The sequence below is a fragment of the Maricaulis sp. genome (genome assembly GCF_015665295.1).
Lineage (GTDB): Bacteria > Pseudomonadota > Alphaproteobacteria > Caulobacterales > Maricaulaceae > Maricaulis.
The window spans coordinates 19,908-38,357 of sequence record NZ_JADFAJ010000020.1 but is presented as its reverse complement, the minus strand read 5'-3'; the positions used below and the strand labels follow the sequence as shown (position 1 = coordinate 38,357).

General features: G+C 63.3%; 19 protein-coding genes. 5 read left to right on the top strand and 14 right to left on the bottom strand.

Translation table 11 applies throughout. The features are described 5' to 3' along the window. The first annotated feature begins 5 nt into the window (after nucleotides 1-5). The 3 genes from QZZ02_RS10335 to QZZ02_RS10325 all read left to right on the top strand — a co-directional run bounded on the left by QZZ02_RS10335 (nucleotide 6) and on the right by QZZ02_RS10325 (nucleotide 1,868). Nucleotides 6-764 carry an SDR family oxidoreductase gene (locus QZZ02_RS10335; RefSeq protein WP_291844171.1) on the top strand — a complete coding sequence of 253 codons (759 nt, stop codon included), beginning with the start codon at nucleotides 6-8 and terminating at the stop codon, nucleotides 762-764. Further along, nucleotides 761-1,375 (top strand): methylated-DNA--[protein]-cysteine S-methyltransferase, encoded by a 615-nt coding sequence (locus QZZ02_RS10330; protein ID WP_291844169.1) that lies wholly within the window; start codon nucleotides 761-763, stop codon nucleotides 1,373-1,375. Before QZZ02_RS10335 ends, QZZ02_RS10330 begins: the two co-directional genes overlap by 4 nt. Before the next feature lie 145 nt (nucleotides 1,376-1,520). Further along, complete coding sequence (locus QZZ02_RS10325; RefSeq protein ID WP_291844167.1) at nucleotides 1,521-1,868, top strand: DUF6481 family protein; 348 nt, start codon at nucleotides 1,521-1,523, stop codon at nucleotides 1,866-1,868. A 297-nt stretch (nucleotides 1,869-2,165) separates the two neighbouring features. Here QZZ02_RS10325 and QZZ02_RS10320 read toward each other — a convergent pair whose 3' ends face one another. Genes QZZ02_RS10320 through QZZ02_RS10310 form a run of 3 tightly spaced genes read right to left on the bottom strand, consistent with a single transcriptional unit; the run spans nucleotide 2,166 to nucleotide 5,177 of the window. Then, a complete protein-coding gene (locus tag QZZ02_RS10320) occupies nucleotides 2,166-2,450 on the bottom strand; it encodes a hypothetical protein (protein ID WP_291844165.1) in 285 nt (94 codons plus the stop codon). A gap of 3 nt (nucleotides 2,451-2,453) precedes the next feature. Then, complete coding sequence (locus QZZ02_RS10315) at nucleotides 2,454-4,226, bottom strand: amidohydrolase family protein (RefSeq protein WP_291844163.1); 1,773 nt, start codon at nucleotides 4,224-4,226, stop codon at nucleotides 2,454-2,456. A 12-nt stretch (nucleotides 4,227-4,238) separates the two neighbouring features. After that, nucleotides 4,239-5,177, bottom strand: a complete 939-nt coding sequence (locus QZZ02_RS10310; protein ID WP_291844161.1) for a bile acid:sodium symporter family protein — start codon at nucleotides 5,175-5,177, stop codon at nucleotides 4,239-4,241. A gap of 281 nt (nucleotides 5,178-5,458) precedes the next feature. Between QZZ02_RS10310 and QZZ02_RS10305 the strand changes: the two genes are divergently transcribed. Both QZZ02_RS10305 and QZZ02_RS10300 read left to right on the top strand, forming a co-directional pair. After that, on the top strand, nucleotides 5,459-5,926 hold the full coding sequence (locus QZZ02_RS10305) for a helix-turn-helix domain-containing protein (protein WP_291844159.1): 468 nt from the start codon (nucleotides 5,459-5,461) through the stop codon (nucleotides 5,924-5,926). Nucleotides 5,927-6,193: 267 nt separating this feature from the next. Next, on the top strand, nucleotides 6,194-6,508 hold the full coding sequence (locus tag QZZ02_RS10300) for a hypothetical protein (protein WP_291844157.1): 315 nt from the start codon (nucleotides 6,194-6,196) through the stop codon (nucleotides 6,506-6,508). 37 nt (nucleotides 6,509-6,545) lie between these two features. Here the strand turns inward: QZZ02_RS10300 and QZZ02_RS10295 are convergent, their stop codons facing one another. The 11 genes from QZZ02_RS10295 to QZZ02_RS10245 all read right to left on the bottom strand — a co-directional run bounded on the left by QZZ02_RS10295 (nucleotide 6,546) and on the right by QZZ02_RS10245 (nucleotide 18,410). After that, nucleotides 6,546-7,100, bottom strand: a complete 555-nt coding sequence (locus QZZ02_RS10295; protein ID WP_291844155.1) for a hypothetical protein — start codon at nucleotides 7,098-7,100, stop codon at nucleotides 6,546-6,548. Between the two features lie 95 nt (nucleotides 7,101-7,195). Beyond that, nucleotides 7,196-8,566, bottom strand: coding sequence for a M28 family metallopeptidase (locus QZZ02_RS10290; protein ID WP_291844153.1), 1,371 nt, complete (start codon nucleotides 8,564-8,566; stop codon nucleotides 7,196-7,198). A gap of 159 nt (nucleotides 8,567-8,725) precedes the next feature. Next, nucleotides 8,726-9,700: an NADPH:quinone oxidoreductase family protein gene (locus QZZ02_RS10285; RefSeq protein WP_291844151.1), complete on the bottom strand. Its 975-nt coding sequence runs from the start codon at nucleotides 9,698-9,700 to the stop codon at nucleotides 8,726-8,728. Between the two features lie 25 nt (nucleotides 9,701-9,725). Continuing rightward, the gene (locus QZZ02_RS10280) at nucleotides 9,726-10,646 is read right to left on the bottom strand and encodes an SDR family NAD(P)-dependent oxidoreductase (RefSeq protein ID WP_291844149.1); all 921 of its coding nucleotides are present in this window, start codon (nucleotides 10,644-10,646) and stop codon (nucleotides 9,726-9,728) included. Between the two features lie 34 nt (nucleotides 10,647-10,680). Beyond that, on the bottom strand, nucleotides 10,681-11,142 hold the full coding sequence (locus QZZ02_RS10275; protein WP_291844147.1) for a MaoC family dehydratase: 462 nt from the start codon (nucleotides 11,140-11,142) through the stop codon (nucleotides 10,681-10,683). Further along, complete coding sequence (locus QZZ02_RS10270) at nucleotides 11,142-12,854, bottom strand: class I adenylate-forming enzyme family protein (protein ID WP_291844145.1); 1,713 nt, start codon at nucleotides 12,852-12,854, stop codon at nucleotides 11,142-11,144. The genes QZZ02_RS10275 and QZZ02_RS10270 overlap by 1 nt, the downstream gene beginning before the upstream one ends. A gap of 2 nt (nucleotides 12,855-12,856) precedes the next feature. Further along, nucleotides 12,857-14,086 carry an acyl-CoA dehydrogenase family protein gene (locus tag QZZ02_RS10265; protein ID WP_291844143.1) on the bottom strand — a complete coding sequence of 410 codons (1,230 nt, stop codon included), beginning with the start codon at nucleotides 14,084-14,086 and terminating at the stop codon, nucleotides 12,857-12,859. Between the two features lie 66 nt (nucleotides 14,087-14,152). Next, complete coding sequence (locus QZZ02_RS10260) at nucleotides 14,153-14,944, bottom strand: SDR family NAD(P)-dependent oxidoreductase (protein WP_291844141.1); 792 nt, start codon at nucleotides 14,942-14,944, stop codon at nucleotides 14,153-14,155. Nucleotides 14,945-14,979: 35 nt separating this feature from the next. Next, nucleotides 14,980-16,119, bottom strand: a complete 1,140-nt coding sequence (locus QZZ02_RS10255; protein WP_291844139.1) for an acyl-CoA dehydrogenase — start codon at nucleotides 16,117-16,119, stop codon at nucleotides 14,980-14,982. A 27-nt stretch (nucleotides 16,120-16,146) separates the two neighbouring features. Beyond that, nucleotides 16,147-17,313 carry an acyl-CoA dehydrogenase family protein gene (locus tag QZZ02_RS10250; RefSeq protein WP_291844137.1) on the bottom strand — a complete coding sequence of 389 codons (1,167 nt, stop codon included), beginning with the start codon at nucleotides 17,311-17,313 and terminating at the stop codon, nucleotides 16,147-16,149. 188 nt (nucleotides 17,314-17,501) lie between these two features. Then, the gene (locus QZZ02_RS10245; protein ID WP_291844135.1) at nucleotides 17,502-18,410 is read right to left on the bottom strand and encodes an acyl-CoA desaturase; all 909 of its coding nucleotides are present in this window, start codon (nucleotides 18,408-18,410) and stop codon (nucleotides 17,502-17,504) included. Nucleotides 18,411-18,450 lie beyond the last annotated feature (40 nt).

Sequence of the window (18,450 nt, the reverse complement as noted above, 5' to 3'; positions counted from 1 at the left end):
TTGAAATGACGGGACAACTGACGGGCAAGCGCGCCCTGATCACCGGCTCCAGCCATGGCGTCGGCCTGGCGGCGGCACACATGTTCGCGGCCCAGGGTGCCGAAGTCGTCCTGCACGGCAATCAGAACATGGCCGATGCCGACACCGCCGTGCAGGCCATCGGACCGGCGGCGCTCGGCGCCGTCCAGGCCGACCTGTCGCAGCCCGGCGCCGGCCGAGACCTATATGACGCAGCCCTGCACCTGGCCTCGGGCCGGCTCGACATCATCGTCAACAATGCCGGCATCCATTGGGCCAGCCCGCTCGACAGTTCCGATACGGACTGGGAAACCAGCTGGGCGACAACGCTGCAGGTCAATTTGATGGCAGTGGCCGATATCTGCCGCGCCGCGATCCCGGAAATGGTCGCCTCGGGCGGCGGCTCGATCATCAATATCGCCAGCCGCGCCGGCTATCGCGGCGAGGACCGCAATCACATGGCCTATGGTGCCTCAAAGGGCGCCCTCCTGTCGCTGACCAAGACGATTGCCCGGCAATGGGGCAATGACGGCGTCTACGCCTACGCCCTCGCGCCGGGCTGGATCGATACCCGCATGGGACCGCAGCACGAGGAAGACCGCGCCCGCGCCAAGGCTGAAATCCCGATCGGCGATCTGGCCCATCCCGACGAGATCGCCGCCATGTGCGCCTTTCTCGCCTCCGGAGCCTGCCGCAGCGCGACCGGCAGCTGTATCGACATCAATGGTGCCAGCTACGTGCGATGAAGCCGGAACACGCCGAGCCCCTGTTTGATGATGACGCCGGTTTCCGGCAGGCGTTCGCAAAGCGGCTCGGCGGCACCCCGCCCTCCGAGGCCAACCTCCGGGCCGACTGGATCCCCAGCCCGGTCGGCCCGCTTCTGGCCATAGCCGACGCCACGCATCTGCGACTGCTCGAATTCTTCGAACGCGGCCTCCTGCCGACCGAGCTCATCAAGCTTCAGCGCGCAGCTGATTCAGGTATCGCGTTCGGGCGCACCGGGCCGACCCGACAACTGGCCGCCGAGCTGAAGGCATTCTTCGCCGGCCGCTCAGCGAGGTTCGAAACCCCGTGTGCGCCGGTGGGCACGCCGTTCGAGATGCGCGCCTGGGATGCCCTCCATGCCATTCCGGCCGGCGAAACCCGCAGCTATGGCGAACAGGCCGCAGCGCTCGACCAACCGACAGCAACCCGTGCCGTCGCACGCGCCAACGGCGCCAATCCGATCGCGATTGTCACCCCCTGCCACCGCATCATCGGCGCTGACGGATCGCTGACCGGATATGGCGGCGGACTATGGCGCAAACGCTGGCTGCTCGACCACGAGCGTCAGGCGTTCGGGTATGGGCTGATCTGAAAAATCCGGCGCAATTCACCCACGGGCATCGAATATGAGACCGCACAGGCTTGCGCGAGCCGGTCAGCAAGTGCAGTAAGGGGCCAAGCGTCGAAGCAGGCAACCTGCCATGCCGGCGCTCCACAGGCTCAGGGACCAAATCAGTTTGAAAAACTACGCAAATCCGAGTTTCGTCGACCGCAACAAGAACGCCGCGGAGGCCAAGAAGAAACTTCTGGAGAAATTCAAGAATGCGCCAAAGCCGGACGAGGCGACGCTTGCGGCCCGGCGCGCTGAACAGGAACTGGCAGACAAGGCACGCGAAGCGCGGCGGATCGAGCGCGAACGCGTGAAAGCCGAGACGCAAGCCCGCAAGGAAGCTGAGCTTGCCCAGCAGGCCGAAGCTGCCCTCATTGCGGAACGCGAAGCCGCCGATGCGCTCGTGGCCGAAGCAGCCGCCAAAAAAGCCGCCCGTGACGAGCGCTACGCCGCCCGCAAGGCCCGCAAGCGCTAGCGTCCTGAACGACGATAACACAGGGACATGGACCTAAGGTCCGTGTCCCTTCGAGACATTGGCACTTTGGGACGTTACACGTAGCGCAGGTGCATGTCCCTCGGCCTATGCCTTAAGGTCTCGCAAATCGAGCCGGTCTCTGCCTTAAATCTCATGCCGAGACTGCGCCACCGGGGTTCAGCGTCGTCAAGGCGCATGCCCGCATTGCGGCGCCGAAGGCGGCCTTGACGACGCTGAACCCCGGTGGCCCACTGCTGGCAAGAGGTTTAGGGGGAGGTCTGGGCGAAGCCCGGATAATCAAGTCTCGCGAACTCGCACCTCAACCTGATCGCCTATCTCTCGGCGTAACGCCTTGACGCGTCGGGTCTCGAAAACATCCGCTACCTTGAACACAGTTGCGAGCAGCAGGGCCAACAACCAGATGGCCGTGGCAGTCATTCCCATCACGGATATCGCGGACGGCACGAAAGACAACGCCTCGCGCCAACCCGACAAGAAGGCTTTCAACATAAAGAAGAACGCCAGAAGGCCGCTCAACAAGCAAATCAGGAAAAGCGCACTCTTCCAGGCGAAATTCCGCATCCCCTACTCCGCCGCCACTGCCTGCCGCCCGGCCCGATAGACCGTGCCCGGCATGGCGCCGGTGAGCTGGCCCTCTTCCATCACCACTTCGCCGGCGACGATGGTTGCGACATAGCCGGTGGCGCCCTGGAGCAGGCGCTGGCCGCCGGCGGGCAGGTCGCGCTCCATGTGGGGCGGTTCCATCTGCAGGCGGTCGAGATCGATGATGTTGATGTCGGCCTTCATCCCGGCGCGCAGATAGCCGCGATCGCTCATGCCCATGTAATCGGCCTGGGCGCCGGTCAGCATGCGCACCACGCGCGGCAGGTCGAGCTTGCGGCCGCGTTTGCGGTCGCGGGTCCAGTGGGTGAGCATGTAGGTCGGCATGGAGGCATCGCAGACCGTGCCGACATGGGCGCCGCCATCGGACAGGCCGTAGAGCGCCTGCGGATGCTCCATCATCCTGAGCACATTGTCATAATTGAGCTCGGTATAGTTATAGAGCGGCAGATAGATCAGCTCGTGCCCGTCACGCTCCAGCAGCGTGTCATAGATCATTTCCATCAGCGAGACGCCCTGCGCACGGGCCCGCGCGGCCAGGGAATGCTCGCCGGATTGCTCATAGTCCGGCGGATTGCCGAGCTGGAAGAATTTCTCGGCGACGAATTCGATATGCGCCATCAGCAGGTCGGCGAGCGGCGGGACCGAGGAGCCGGGACCGGATAATTTGTCGGTCTTTTCCGACAGTATCTGCGCCTTGAAATCCGGATCCTTCATGCGGGCGACGCGTTCGGCGAGCGGCAGGTCGGCAATGGTCTTGTAGGTCGGATAGCCCATGAAAGGGTGGAAGGTGCAATTGAAGCCGAGGAAGACACCAATGGCGCGCGGCGCCACCTGCATGCGGGCATCAACGCCCTCATCCTTCAGCTTTTCGGTCCGCGCAATGAGCTTGAGCCACTGGTCCGGCGCGAAATCACGCTGCATGAGAGAGAAGGAGAAAGGCCGGCCGGACGCCTTGGCATAAGCGGCGATGATCGCCCATTCCTCGTCAAAATCCTGCTCACCGCGTTCCAGATTGAAGTCGGAGACAGCCTGGACGACGCCGTAATCGAGACCGTCGAAAGCCCGAGCGATGCCGGTCAGTTCCTCGCGCGTGGATTCAGAGGACGGCGTCCATTCACCATCGGCGGTCTTGTGGACATCCGAGCGACCGGTCGCGAAACCGACGGCGCCGGCTTCCAGCGCCTCGCGGGTCAGGCGGCGCATCTCGGCGATATCGGCGTCATTGGCCGGTTCGGAATGGACGGCCCGATCACCCATCACATAAACGCGCAGCGGATCATGCGGGACCATGGCGGCGATATCGATGGTGCGCGGAATTTTCGCCAGCGCGTCGAGATAGTCGGGGAAACTCTCCCAGTCCCAGGTCAGGCCCTCATGCAGGGCAGTGCCGGGGATGTCCTCGACGCCTTCCATCAGCTTGATCAGCTTGCCGTGATCGGCCTCGCGCACCGGCGCGAAACCGACGCCGCAATTACCCATGACCGCCGTGGTGACGCCGTGATCGATCGAGGGGCGAAGCTGGCCATCCCAGCTGGCCTGGCCGTCATAATGGGTGTGGATGTCAATGAAACCCGGCGTGACCAGCTTGCCGCTCGCATCAATCGTCTGCGCGGCCGGACCGAGATCGGTGCCGATGGCGGCGATACGCCCGTCCTTGATGGCGATATCGGCGGTGACAGGGGCCGCGCCGGCTCCGTCATGGAGTTCACCACCGGTGATCTTGATATCGTGCATGTCAGCCTCCCGTCAGGTCTCGCGCTCTGCGGCACGTGGCCCGAGTTTCCGTGAATCGATCAGCCGGAACAAGCCCGCCAACAGCGAACCGCCGATCAGGTGCCAGATGCTCCAGGTGCCGATGATGGCTGCCGCGCCCCCGACGCCGTCAAACTGGCTGAGCAGGATGACCAGGCCGAGCCCGGCATTCTGGATGCCGACCTCGAAGGTCAGCGCCCGCGCCCGCGCCGCTTCCATGCCCATGCCGCGGCCGGCCAGCCAGCCGAGCCCGAAGGCGGCGCTGTTGTGCAGGATGACGATGGGGATGATCAGCGCCCCGGTCGCGATGAAAATCGAAAGGTTCTGGACGATGCCGACGAGCACGAGCAGCCCGATGAAAGCCAGCCCGATGGGCCCCAGCACCGCCGCAGCCTGCTTGGCAAAGGCCGGCCGCCAGGCTCGGATGACCATGCCCAGCACAAGTGGAAACGCGAGCAGCACGGCGGTTTGCGCGAAAAAGGGAAGCGGGTCGATTTCCAGCGAGGTGACCAGGGCGCTGGCCGGCGCATAGAGGCCTGACCAGAACAGGATGGAGAGCGGTGTCATCACTGCGGCCGAGACACTTGAGATCGAGGTCAGCGTGACCGAATAGGCAGTATTGCCGCCAGCCGCCCGGGTCAGCACGTTCGAGACGTTCCCGCCCGGACAACTCGCGACAATGAGCATGCCCAGCGCGATACTTGCGGGCGGAGAGAGAAGCAAAATCAGACCCAGCGTCAAAAGCGGCAGACCGATCAGCTGGACTGCCACGCCCCCCAGCACGCGCAGGGGTTCGCGCCTCATCAATGCGAAATCGGACAGATTCAGCGTCAGTGACACTGACAGCATCATCACAAAGAGGATGAGGGTGATCCCGAGCCGCGACTGGTCATCAACTATTACCTGCAATTGGTCGATCGAAGAGGCGTCCATAAAAAACTGTCCTGTCAATGACTTGTCATACTAACCAATGCCAGAAACCCCTGCCCGATCAGCGGTTAACCAGTTGTCATGGCAACATAAGGGGTCGCCAAACTCGGTAGAGGCTGTATCCTGTGACAAGACTTTTTGCGGGCCTTGATAGCTCAGACCCGCACTGTCGCGCGCTATGATCACTGAGACAACATCTCGCCTCGGGGGCCGGATGCCGTGATGGTTTTGGTGTTGGATTGGTAGGTCGCACGGGCAGCGATCTGGTTTTTGGGGGACCAAGAATGGGCCGGAAACGTTTTGATGAAATGTCTTGCGCGATTGCGCAGACTTTGAATCAGGTGGGCGATTGGTGGACGCTTCTGATCGTGCGGGATGCCATGAAGGGTGCACGCCGGTTCAGCGATTTCCACGAGCGCACCGGCATTGCCAAGAATATCCTTACAGACCGCCTCAACAAGCTTGTCGAGAACGGCATCATGGAGCGCGAAGAAGTCGGCGTTCGCGGTCAGCGTCAGGAATATGTACTGACCGAGCGCGGCGAAGCTCTCTTCCCCATCCTCATGGCGATGCAGCAATGGGGCGACAAATGGGTCTATGGCGATGACGGGCTTCCCGTGGAAGTCTATGACGCCCGGACCGGCGAACAAATCGCGCCGATAAGCGTCGCCAATCAGAGCGGCGAAGAAGTCACCCATCGTGACATCGCCGGGCGCGATCCGCGCCCGCGTTCGGTTCGCGAAGCCGGCTAGTCGGGCCTTGCCGGCCCGGTCGGCATACGCCTTGCTCAAATCCATATGATCATTCCGCCGGCCTGACTGACCGCCCAATGCCCGCGCGCGCGCACCGGGGGCGCCTCGGCCACGGCCCTGCCAGCCGATGCCCGGAGCATCCCCTGTCACGGGAATTTCTTCAACGAATGTATTGAGACAGGCGAATTCGCCGCCTATGGTCGTACCGAGTGTTGGAAACGGCGTTCCCGCCGCAATCAATCAACCACACTGTCAGGGGAATACATCATGTTGATCAGTTCACTTCTTCTCGCCGCCGCGCTGCAGGCCTCACCGGTCGACACGCTGGTCGCCAACGCGCTGGAAGTCTCCACCGCGCAAGGCAGCTACATCACCTATTTCGAGGCCGACGGAACCTACACCACCAATGCCGGGATTGCCGGTACCTGGTGGGTTGACGGCAATGAGCTTTGCTTCCAGCGCAGCACGGGTGAAGGCGGATGCGCACCGCTCGGTGACGCCGAGGACGTCGGCGCAAGCTGGACCGGTGTCAATGCCGCCACCGGCCAAACCGTGACCTACACCATCGTCGCGCGCGACTAGGCAGACGCGCCCTGGCGGGCGGGCCCTGCCCCGCCCGTCAATTCGCGATCGGGACGGCTTCGCCGCGGTCGACCAGGAACCAGTTCGTGCCGGGATAGCGACGCTCGATCGTCCAGACATAGCTGCCATCGGCATTATGCCGGGTCCGCGTTCGCGCATCGAAGGGCCCGAACCCGTCCTCACCGGAAAATTCCGAGCCATGGCCGTCCGGCGCAAATTCCAGGGCCTGGCGGGTCACCGCCCATTCGCCACGCGCCGCAGCAAACCAGTGCTGCACGACCTCGCCGGTTTCAGCATCCAGGACGCGGGTCAGCTCGCCAAAGAAGGCACCGGTGCCGGCCTCGCGCCAGATCGTGCGGACACCCTGCCCACCCAGGACCAGACCTGTTTCGACGGTGAAGTGGAGCTCCGACATCTCGCCGGGCCCACTCATCACCCAATTGGCAACGGCGAAGCGCCCGAGCTCGGGCGCCAGATGATCGGCCAGGGACAAAGCCCCCGTTTCAGCCTGCTCAAAGGCTTGCTCCTCGGCCCGCGCAGGGGCATTCGGTGCAAGTGCCAGGGCGGTCGCGGCCAGCAAGGTCATGATCATGATCCGAATCCTCTCGTGTCAGATGCGGCCAAGTGTGGCCCGCCCCGGCGGCACAATACATCCGATCGTGCCGCCAGAGGGATGAATCCCGGACTCTAATTGCCGAACGAGCCGGCCGGGCCGGGAAATACGACCGGCGTTTCCGAGCCATCAAGCGCCACGGCTGAAACGCCGAAATAGTAATTGTCGATCACCACATTCTCGAGCGTGAACGTGTCTGTCTGTCCGACAAAACGGCTCCACTGCCATTGCGGCTGATCGGTCAGGCGCCAGTAGACCCGATAGCCGGAGAGATTCTCCGCAGCCTCACCCTCGGCCATGTTCCAGCTCAGCGTGGTCGATGGCTGGACGGCACCCGCTACGGTGACATTGGAGGGGAAAGGCGGGGCACCGGCCATCTGCGCCATGACGGCAATATTGAGGGCCGTCAGTCGCGCCGCATGGTCGAAATCGACCCCGTCAATCGTATCGCCATAGGGTCGGCCGTCTTCGGTGCGCAGGTCCTGATGCTGGCGGTCATAATGCTCATTGGTCTCCATGATGCGCACGCCGGGATAGCCCACCGCATTGAACGGGCGGTGATGGCCGCCGCGGCCGAAACGGTCGAGCCGGTAGACCATCATCACATCGAGATTGGGAATGTACTGGTCCGCCGTGCGATCAACGAAACGCGCCAGATTGCGGGACGGGCTGTCGACCTCACCACCGGTGAAGCGACGGATCCGGGCTTCCTCCGGCGTCTCGACGGCGCGCGTGCCTTCGGAGAAGACACGGGCCGTGGTGTTGTTGATGACACCATTGATGCCGGCGATATTGCCGATCATGTCATTATTGAGCACGCCCTTGATCCGCCATCCATTCTCGATGGCGTGGGCGGCCACGATCTGGCCGCCGAACAGGCCCTGCTCCTCGCCGGACAGTCCGGCATAGATGATCGAGCCGTCGAACTCGTGCCGGCTCAGGACCCGTGCCGCCTCGATCACGCCTGCCATGCCCGACGCATTGTCATTGGCGCCGGGACTGTCGGAGGTTCCGTCCAGCGGATCGGTGACCCGGCTGTCGATATCGCCGGACATCATGACATGGCGATCCGGGTCGATCCGGCCACGCTGGATAGCGATGACCGAGACGACTTCGACCGGGTCGGGAATGCGAGCGGTACCGGAAATCGTGTCGGAGATATACATGACCTCCAGGCAGCCGCCGCACTCGGCGGAGATACGCTCGAACTCCTCGAAGATCCAGCGCCGGGCGGCGCCAATGCCGCGGGTATCGCTCTCGGTTTCCGACAGGGTGTGGCGCGTGCCGAATTCGGCCAGGGTGCGGATATCCGCCTCGATCCGGTCAGCTGACACGGCTGCAACGTAATCGTGCACGGCGAGAACTTCCGATGGCGGTGCATGTTGCTGTGCCAAAGCGGGCGCGGCGAACAAGGCCGACAGGGCGGCTGCGGTCACGAGTTTCATTCTTCTCTCCCCCGGGATTTCGTACAAGCTGGTTATGATGATGGGCCGACTGCTCGCCCGGTCAAGCCTTGCGCGCGGCTTCCGGCCATCCACGCAGGCAAAGCAAAGCGGCGCGACAGAACTCCGCCGCGCCGCTTCATGTCGAACCGATCCGGATGCCTAGGGCACCAGGATGACCTTGCCGATCGCCTTGCGGCCGGACAGGGCGTTGAAGCCCTCGAGAAAGTCTTCCAGCCGGTAGGTGCCGGCCACGTGGGGCTTGATCTTGCCGGCTTCGAACATCTCGAAGAGCTCGGCCATGTTCTGCTTGTGCGCGGCTGGCATGGCACCGGCCCAGGCGCCCCAGAACACACCCACCACGCTGGCCATTTTCAGAAGCGGCAGGTTGAGCGGCAATTTCGGAATCTCGCCGGCCGCAAAACCGATGACCAGATGGCGACCGCCCGCAGCAATGCCGCGGAAGGCGGTCTCGGCGTAATCACCGCCGACCGGGTCATAGATCACGTCGACGCCCTTGCCGCCGGTCAATTCCTTGATCCGGGCCTTGAGGTCTTCGGTCGAGTAATTGATCAGCTCGTCGGCGCCATGCTCCTTGCAGACGGCCAGCTTTTCATCGCTGGACGCCGCGGCGATGACACGCGCGCCCATGGCCTTGCCCAGCTCGACCGTGGCCAGGCCGACACCGCCGGCCGCGCCGAGCACCAGCAGGCTCTCGCCCGGCTTGAGCAGGGCCCGCTGCTTGAGCGCATGATAGGAGGTGCCGTAGACGATCGTCAGACCCGCGGCCGCCTCATAGGGCATGGAGTCCGGGATCGGGGTGACAGAGGCCGCGGGGACCACGGCCTGTTCGGCAAAGGCCCCGACCGGGGTGTTGAACAAGACCTTGTCGCCGACTGCGAGACCTTCAACGCCCTCCCCCAGTTCGGCAATCACACCGGCGCCTTCCGTGCCCGGCACGAAGGGGAGTGGCGGCTTGAACTGGTACTGCCCGCGCACGCACAGAAGATCGGGGAAGTTCAGCCCCCCGGCCTTCACGTCGATGCGGACATGGCCGGGCTGGATGGCCGGGGCATCGATGTCTTCAACGACGAGCTGGTCCTCGGGACCGAACGCCTTGCAGATAAGCGCTTTCATGATTTGGCGTCTCCTGTCTTGGGGGTCAGCCCAGTTTCACGCCGGCATGTGCCGCCGCCTTGGTGAGGAATTTGATGGTCTGCTCGCCGCCTGCCTTGAGCTCTTTCTGGCCGGCCTCATCGGCAATCTCCGAGAAGCGTGCCGCAACATTCTCCGGCGTCTGCTGTTCCGGCGGCAGGTAGATGCCATCGGTCTCGTGGATCTTGGTGACGGCATAACCGCCGGCGCCAGCGCACAGGATGGTGCGGCTCGGACCGTCTTCACTGACGAGATAGACAAGGCCCGTCGAGACGGATTCCGGCGTCATCAGGTCGAGCGCGGCCGGCGGCAGCAGGCCTTCGGTCATGCGCGTGGCGGCGGTCGGCGACAGGGCATTGACGCGGATATTGTACTTGGCGCCTTCCAGGTGGAGCGTATTCATAAGCCCGACCACGCCGAACTTCGCGGCGCCGTAATTGGACTGGCCGAAATTGCCATACATGCCCGAGGAGGAGGTGGTCATGGCGATACGGCCATACTCCTGCTCGCGCATGATGTCCCAGACCGCCTTGGTACAAACCGCCGACCCGTTGAGATGGACATCGACCACGGCGCGAAAATCATCCAGCTCCATCTTGGAGAAGGACTTGTCGCGCAGGATGCCGGCATTATTGACCAGGATGTCGATCCGGCCCCATTTGGCCCTGGCCTGTTCGACCATGTCGGCGACTTCATCGGCCTTGGTGACATTGGCGCGATGCGAGATCGCCTCGCCACCCGCGTCGCGGATCTCGGCGGCGACGTCCTCGGCGGCAGAGCCGGTTCCGGTGCCGTCCAGCGAGCCGCCCAGGTCATTGATGACCAGTTTGGCACCGCGTGAGGCCAGCGCAAGCGCGTGGGTCCGGCCCAAGCCCTGGCCCGAGCCGGTGACAATGGCGACGCGGCCGTCAAAACGAATTTCACTCATATCGTCTCAATTCCCTGATTGTGGTGTGTGCCGGTCAGCCGACGATCTGGAGGGTGAGCCATTGCGCCATCAGCGCCGGCTTGTCCTCGCCTTCGATCTCGACCGTCACATCGTATTTGAGCATCCACTGGCCCGGATTGCGCTCAACCGCATCGGCCAGGGTGAAGCGACCGCGAACGCGCTTGCCAGCCCGGACCGGGGTGAGGAAGCGCACCTTTTCGAAACCATAATTGATCCCCATCACAATGCCCTCGAGCACCAGTGTGGTTCCAGCCGCCAGCGAAGACAGCATGGACAGGGTCAAAAAACCGTGCGCGATCGTCCCGCCGAAAGGCGTTTCCCTGACGGCCCGCTCCGGGTCGATATGGATGAATTGATGATCATCCGTGACATCGGCGAAGGTGTTGATCTGTTCCTGGCTGATCTCGGTCCAGCCAGACACGCCGATCTCGGTTCCGACCGCGGCGGCGAGGTCTTCCTTCTTGATAACAGGCATCAGGCCGTCTCCCCATCGTTCAAAAGCATCTTGCGAAGCCCCGGCTTGTCGATCTTGCTGGTCCCGCCGCGCGGCAGGGGACCATCCATCCGCCAGACACGGTCGGGAATCTTGAACGGCGCCAGGTGCGGTTTGAGGAAGGCCTTGAGGTCGTCATCGGACAGGCTCGCGCCCTCGCGCAGCAGGATCGCCGCACCGACACGCTCACCCAGGCGCTCGTCGGGAATGCCGATCACCGCCGCTTCCAGTATGTCGGGATGATGCGCCAGCGCGCCCTCGACTTCCAGGCAGCTGACATTCTCGCCGCCCCGGATCACCATGTCCTTGATGCGGTCGACGATGAACAGGAAGCCGTCCTCGTCGAGGATGCCGACATCGCCGGTCTTGAACCAGCGATCTGCAGTCAGGACGTCAGCGGTGGCCTCGGGCTGGTTGAGATAGCCGCGAAACACGGCAGGGGACTGAATCCAGACCTCGCCCGGCTCGCCGGTCGGGGTCTCATGGCCCTGGGCATCAACCGTCTTGATGAAGGTGACAGCCGGCAGCGGCGCGCCACAGGATCCCGGCTTGGCCTGGTATTCCGCCAGCCCGTTATAGGTGCCAAGCGCATTGGTCTCCGTGAGGCCGTAGCCCGAGGAGGCCCAGGCCTGCGGAAAGACCTCATTGATCTTCTCGACATGAGCCTCGGGACGCTTGGCGCCTCCAGTCCCCATCGATTGCAGGGTTTCAAGCACTACACCGCGGCGTTCGGCCTCCAGGGTAAGCTCATGCGACATGGTCGGCACGCCCACCATGTCTGTCAGTTTCTCCGCCTGGATGAGATCGACGGCTTCGCCGGCATCCCATTTGCGCATCAGCACCATCTTGCGGCCGGAAAACAGCGACAGCATGAAGACGGCGTGTGAGCCGGTGCAATGGAAGAGCGGCAGGCAGACCAGGACGCCGGGATCGCCATCGACAAATTCCTGGTTGCCATTGGCCAGTTTCAGCGCAGCGCCCAGCAGGGCAAACGACAATATGGTTGTCACCGCGCCGCGATGAGTGAGCTGCGCGCCCTTGGGTTTTCCGGTCGAGCCGGAGGTGTAGAAGATCGCGAAATCGCTGTCGGTATCGATGACCAGTTCAGGCGGCGCCTTGCCGGCGCCGGCCGCGACCATGTTGTCGAATGTATCCGCGACATTGTCGATCTCGCCGCGGCCGGCAATGAGTGTCAGGCCGAGCCGACCGGCATGCGGCCGGATACGCTCGACCTGGCGGGCCCCGGCAATCACGATCCTGGCGCCGCAATCCTCAAGCCCGAACGCCATCTCCTCGCTGGTCCACCAGCCATTGAGCGGCACGATGACACCCCCGGCGGCGATGACGCCGAGGAAACAGGCCATCCATTCCGGACAATTGCGCAAGGCCAGCGCGACGCGCGTGCCCGGCTTGACGCCATGCCGGTCGATCAGCGTGTTGGCGACGGCAACCGAGCGCGCCACCAGATCCGCGAAGGACCAGCGCTGGCCTTCAAACACCACAGCCGTGGCATCGCCATGCTCCATGGCCTTGAGCAGGAGAAAACGCAGATCGGCCGGTGCGTTGACATAGGCCTTCTGGCGCACGCCCAGGACATCGGCCTCGCCTATGTTGAGGACCGGTTCGGCTTCGGCGACCTGCCGCGCAATCTGTTCGAGAACGGCCCTTGGGGGGGCAGGTTTACGCTGGGCCATGCTCAGACCTCATTGGCGTATGGTTTGAGTTCCTTGCGGCCGATCACCATGCGGTGGACGGCATCGGGGCCATCGGCGAAGCGCAGGGTACGCAAACCGGTCCACATCATGGCCAGCGGCGTGTCCTGGGAGACGCCGGTCCCGCCATGCATCTGCATGGCCTCGTCAACGGTCTCCAGAGCGACGCGAGGCGCCACGACCTTGATCTGCGAGATCCAGGGCGCGGCGGCGCGCGGATCGCCCTGATCCATCATCCAGGCGGCCTTGAGACAAAGCAGGCGTGCCTGTTCGATCGCCATGCGCCGTTCCGCGATAATGTCGTAATTGGCCCCAAGCTTGGCGAGCGGCTTGCCAAACGCGGTCCGCGAAACAGCGCGGCGGCACATCAGCTCGAGCGCCCGCTCGGCCTGGCCGATAGCCCGCATGCAGTGGTGGATCCGCCCCGGCCCGAGACGGCCTTGCGAAATCTCGAAACCACGCCCGCGGCCAAGGATGAGACATTCCTTGGGCACGCGCACATCGGTAAAGCGGATATGCATGTGGCCGTGCGGTGCATCGTCATGACCGAACACGGTCATCGGACGCAGTATCTCGATGCCCGGCAGGCCGGAAGGAATGAGGAATTGCGAGTGACGACCGTGTCTCGGCGCGTCATCGCCCTCGGTGCGGGTCATCAGGACATAGACGGCACAACGCGGATCCCCGGCGCCCGAAGCCCAGTATTTTTCGCCGTTGAGCACCCACTCATCGCCATCTTCGACGGCGGAAAAGGCAATATTGGTGGCATCCGAGGAGGCTACGTCCGGCTCGGTCATCAGATAGGCCGACCGCATCTTGCCCTCGAGCAGCGGCTCGAGATATCGCTTCTTCTGCTCGGCGTTTCCGTAGCGCTCGATGACTTCCATATTGCCGGTATCCGGCGCCGAACAGTTGAAGGTCTCGGCGGCCAGGTGGGACCAGCCCATTTCCTCGGCCAGGAAGGCATATTCCACAGTGGACAAGCCGTAGCCACGATCCGATCCGGTCAGCCAGAAATTCCACAGGCCGCGCTTGCGCGCCTCGGCCTTCAGACTTTCAAGGATCTCGGTCTGGCGGTCGGTGAAGGCGAAACGGTCACCGGCCTTGCCGATCTCCGCATGGTATTCCGCCTCAACCGGCATGACCACATCGCGCACCATGGCACGAACCTGTTCGATGAGCGGCTTCACGCGCTCGGATACACCGAGATCCATATCTCTCCCCTTTGATCTTTTAACCGTTTTTACTGTTCTTCGAATTCTGTTCGGCGCGCCCCGTGCCTAGACGGGCCGACCGCGTGCGCCGACCATCATGCGGCGAAACTTGCGCATCCCGCCAAGCCAGCGATCGCGTTCATTCGCGCGCGCCTGCTCATAGGCCGGGACATTCTCGTGCGGCAGCGCCAGAAAGCGCTTCTCCGCAATCGCAGCGAGGGTCTCGGCCGCAACATCGGCGGGCTCGACAATACCATCCGCTCCGGCAATCCCGCCATCCTCGCTGCCGCCGAGCATGTCGGTCCGGACGGCTTGCGGACAAACGCACACCACCTGCAGCCCCTCATCACCATGGGCGATCGCCATGCTCTCCGCAAAGGAGACAGCCGCATGCTTCGACGCGGTATAGGAAGACGCGCCGATCTGGGCCAGCAGACCGGCCGCAGAGGCGACGATCACGAACACCCCGCCGCCATGCGCTTTCATGCGCGGCCAGACCTGGCGGGCAGCGCGAACAGCGCCCATCACATTGACCTCGAAACTGTCATGCCACGCCTTGTCGTCGGCACCAGCGGCGTCCCAGCTCGGCTCGTCCGTGCGCAGGATGCCCGCGTTCGAGACATAGACCTCAACCGGGCCCAGCTCTGCTTCAGCCCGGTCGAGGAAGGCCGCGATTTCCGCTTCCTTCGTGACATCGACTTTCATGCCAATGCCGCCAAACTCGGCCGCGGCCGCTTCCGCGCCGTCGAGGTCGGCGAGCGCAATCTTCGCGCCTGCCGCGTGGAAAGCGCGCGCCATGGCGAGCCCGATACCGCGCGCACCACCTGTGATCGCAACCACCTTGCCTTGATATTCCATCCGTCTCTCCTCCGCCGGATTGGTTCCGGTCCGGATCAGTACTGGCGCATCCGAGCGAATTTCTCGGCGTGGTAATTGGCGTCACCATAGAGCGCTTCGGCGACCCGGATCCGCTTCATGAAGAAGCCGATATCGAACTCGTCCGTCATGCCCATCCCGCCATGCATCTGTACGCCTTCCTGAGCCGCCAGCTGGGCGACCTGGCCCAGCTTGGCCTTGGCGGCCGACACCATCATCGCGGCATGATCCGGTGCGGCGTCCAGCGACTGAAGCGCCTTCAAGACGATCGACTTGCCCAGTTCGACCTCGGAATAGAGATGCGCGGCCCGGTGCTGCAGCGCCTGGAAGGTGCCGATGATCTGACCGAACTGCTTGCGTTCCTTGAGATAGCCCACCGTGCTTTCAAGGCATTGCTGTGCCGAGCCGGACATTTCCGCCGACAGGCCGGCACGACCGGCGTCGAGCACGGCTTCCAGCGCCTTGAGCCCGCCATCCACCTCGCCCAGCACCGCATCCGCGGTCACGTCAACGCCGTCCAGCGTGACGGTTGCGAAATTGCGGCTGTCGACGGTCTTGATCCGGTCCACCGTCAGTCCGGCAGCCCCCATCGGCACCAGAAAGAGCGACACACCTTCGTCCTCGCTCCCGCTGCCGGCGGTTCGCGCGGACACGATCAGCATGTCGGCGACATGGCCTTCAGCCACGAAGCTCTTGCGGCCGGACAGCTTGAAACCATTGCCCGAGCGCTCGGCCGTGGTGGCGACGCTTGAAGGATTGTGCTTGCGGCCTTCATCGACCGCGACCGCAGTTATCGCCTCGCCAGCGGCAATACGCGGCAGCCATTCGGCTTTTTGCCCGTCCGAGCCGAAGCGCGACAGGGCTGTTGCGCCCATGATGGCGGTCGACAGGAAGGGCGAGGCTGTCAGCGTGCGGCCCATCTCCTCGGCGATGACGCCCGCGGCGACATAGCCCATCTCCACACCGCCCTGGTCTTCGGGAACCAAAACGCTGGTCCAGCCCATCTCGGCCATCGCGGCCCAGGTCTTGCGGTCGAACCCGTCCGCACTTTCGGTGTCGCGCAGCTTGCGCAATTGCGCGACCGGCGCGCTGTCCGCGAGAAATCCGCGGGCGGCATCCTTGAGCATGCCGGCTTCTTCATTGAGCACCATGGCCATGATGGTCTCTCCCCTGTGGTGCGGCGTCTAGGCCGACGGCAATTCGAGAATGCGTTTGGAGATGATGTTGAGCTGGACCTCGGACGTACCGCCCTCGATCGAATTGCCCTTGGTGCGCAGCCATGTGGCCGCGACATCATCATCCGCTCCCCATTCCAGCCCGTCCTGGCCGGCACTGTCGATCATCAGTTCGAGGCGGCGCTTGTTGAGCTCGGTGCCGTAGTATTTCAGGACCGAGGAATTGGCGCCTGTCCCCTGCCCGGCCTTGGCCTCGTCAAGAACCCGCTCCATCGTCGACATGAAGGCGAGCCCGTCGATTTCCAGGCGCACGATATCGGTGCGCAGCAGCGGGTCGGCGAGACGGCCTTGCTCGTCCTTGCCGAGCATTTGCACGGCCACATCGCCAGCCGGGCGCATGGCACCTGATCCCATGCCGCCAATCATTTCGCGCTCATGGGTGAGCAGGTATTTGGCGACGGTCCAGCCCTTGTTGAGCTCGCCAACCACATTGCGCTTTTCCGCCTTCGCATCATCAAAGAAGGTCTCGCAGAAGGGTGACTTGCCGGAAATCAGCTTGATCGGTTTCGTGGTGACGCCCGGCTGGTCCATGTCGACGAGGATGAAGGAGATGCCTTCATGCTTCTTGGCCTCGAAATCGGTCCGGACCAGCGCGAAGATCCAGTCGGCCTGATCGGCGTAGGAGGTCCAGATCTTCTGGCCGTTGATCAGGTAGTGATCGCCCTTGTCCTCGCACCTGGTCATCAATGCTGCCAGATCGGAGCCGGCGTTCGGCTCGGAATAGCCCTGTGCCCAGCGGATTTCGCCACGGGCGATGCGGGGAAGATGCTCGAGTTTCTGCTCGTGCGTGCCGAATTTCAACAGCGCCGGCCCAAGCATCCATATCCCGAAGGACTGCAGCGGCGAGCGCGCCTTGATGCGCTGCATTTCCGCGCGCAGGACCTTGGCTTCCTCCTTGGAAAGACCGCCGCCGCCATATTCGGTCGGCCATTCCGGAACCGTCCAGCCCTTGGCCGCCATCCGCTCCAGCCAGGTCTTTTGCGGTTCTGAGTATTGCCCCTTCTTGCCACCCCAGACAGCGTCGGCCTCGCTTTCCATGGGCCGGCGCATTTCCTCGGGACAATTGGCCTCAAGCCAGTCCCGGACTTCTTCGCGGAAGCTTTCCAGATCGGACATGATCTCCCCTTTATCGACTTTATCGAGCATTCGGTATGATGCACTTGCGAAGACGCTAGCGCCGAACCGGGGTCAGGTCCATGGTTGAAAGCGGCGATTTCAGTGAAATCGCCGCATGCAGGAACGCATGAAAAAGCCCCGGTCGACGGACCGGGGCTTTCAGGTGCAGTGCGGCAGATCGCCCGCAATCAGGCAAATTGCGGTGCGATCTCCAGGTTCTTGGCGATGCCGAGACGGCGCATCACCAGGAGCGCCGTGCCATTATAGTCGACGACCCGGTTCCAGAACCCCTTCTTGGGAAGGTGCAGCGCCGAGCGCGGGAAGTCGTGATGATGGTCGTGCAGCGCCTCGCCGCCGGTCAGAAGCGCCAGAAGATAATCGAACCATTTCGGGGTCTTCATGTGACCGAACACGTTCACGCCGAGCGTGGTGGCGTGAAACTGCAGACCGCGACCTATGATCACGCTGGCATGGATCAGCGCGGTCAGGATCAGCGAGCCGCCCGCCAGGGCAACGATGAGATAGATCATGGCCGGAATGGCAAAGTGCATGACCAGAGACAGGGTGATGTGAAAACGGTCGGCGAAATGCACGACCGGATTGTCCTTCAGCCACATCGGCATCGGACGGGCGAGATCTTTTTCGTCGCGCCACAGGATCCAGCCAACCCAGGCCCAGACCTTGGATTCAAACGGATTATGCGGATCACCAGGCTTGTCGGCGAAGCGGTGGTGCTGGGAATGATAATTCACCCAATCCTTCAGTGAACCCTGCATGGCTAGGATGCAGTTGACCATGATGATCACCTGGCCGGGCCATTTGATCTCGCCGGCGCGATGTTGCCAGATCCGGTGGAGTGGGCCGATACCCATATTGCACAGGAAGATGGTCAGCGCGGTCACGCCGAAACACAGCGGCGCATACCACCAGCGCAGGGTCAGCCCGCCAAGGGCAAGACCGAGCACGACCATTGTGGTGAGAAGGGCAAGGCCGAGCGCGGGATAGATGATCGCGGAAAACGCGCTCGCCCAATTGAGCGTACGCCAGGATTTCAGGATCGCCTCGGAGCGCGCAAGGATACGGGATTCAAGGATCATGGATGGCTACTCGCAATGAAAACAAAAGAACCGGTACGGA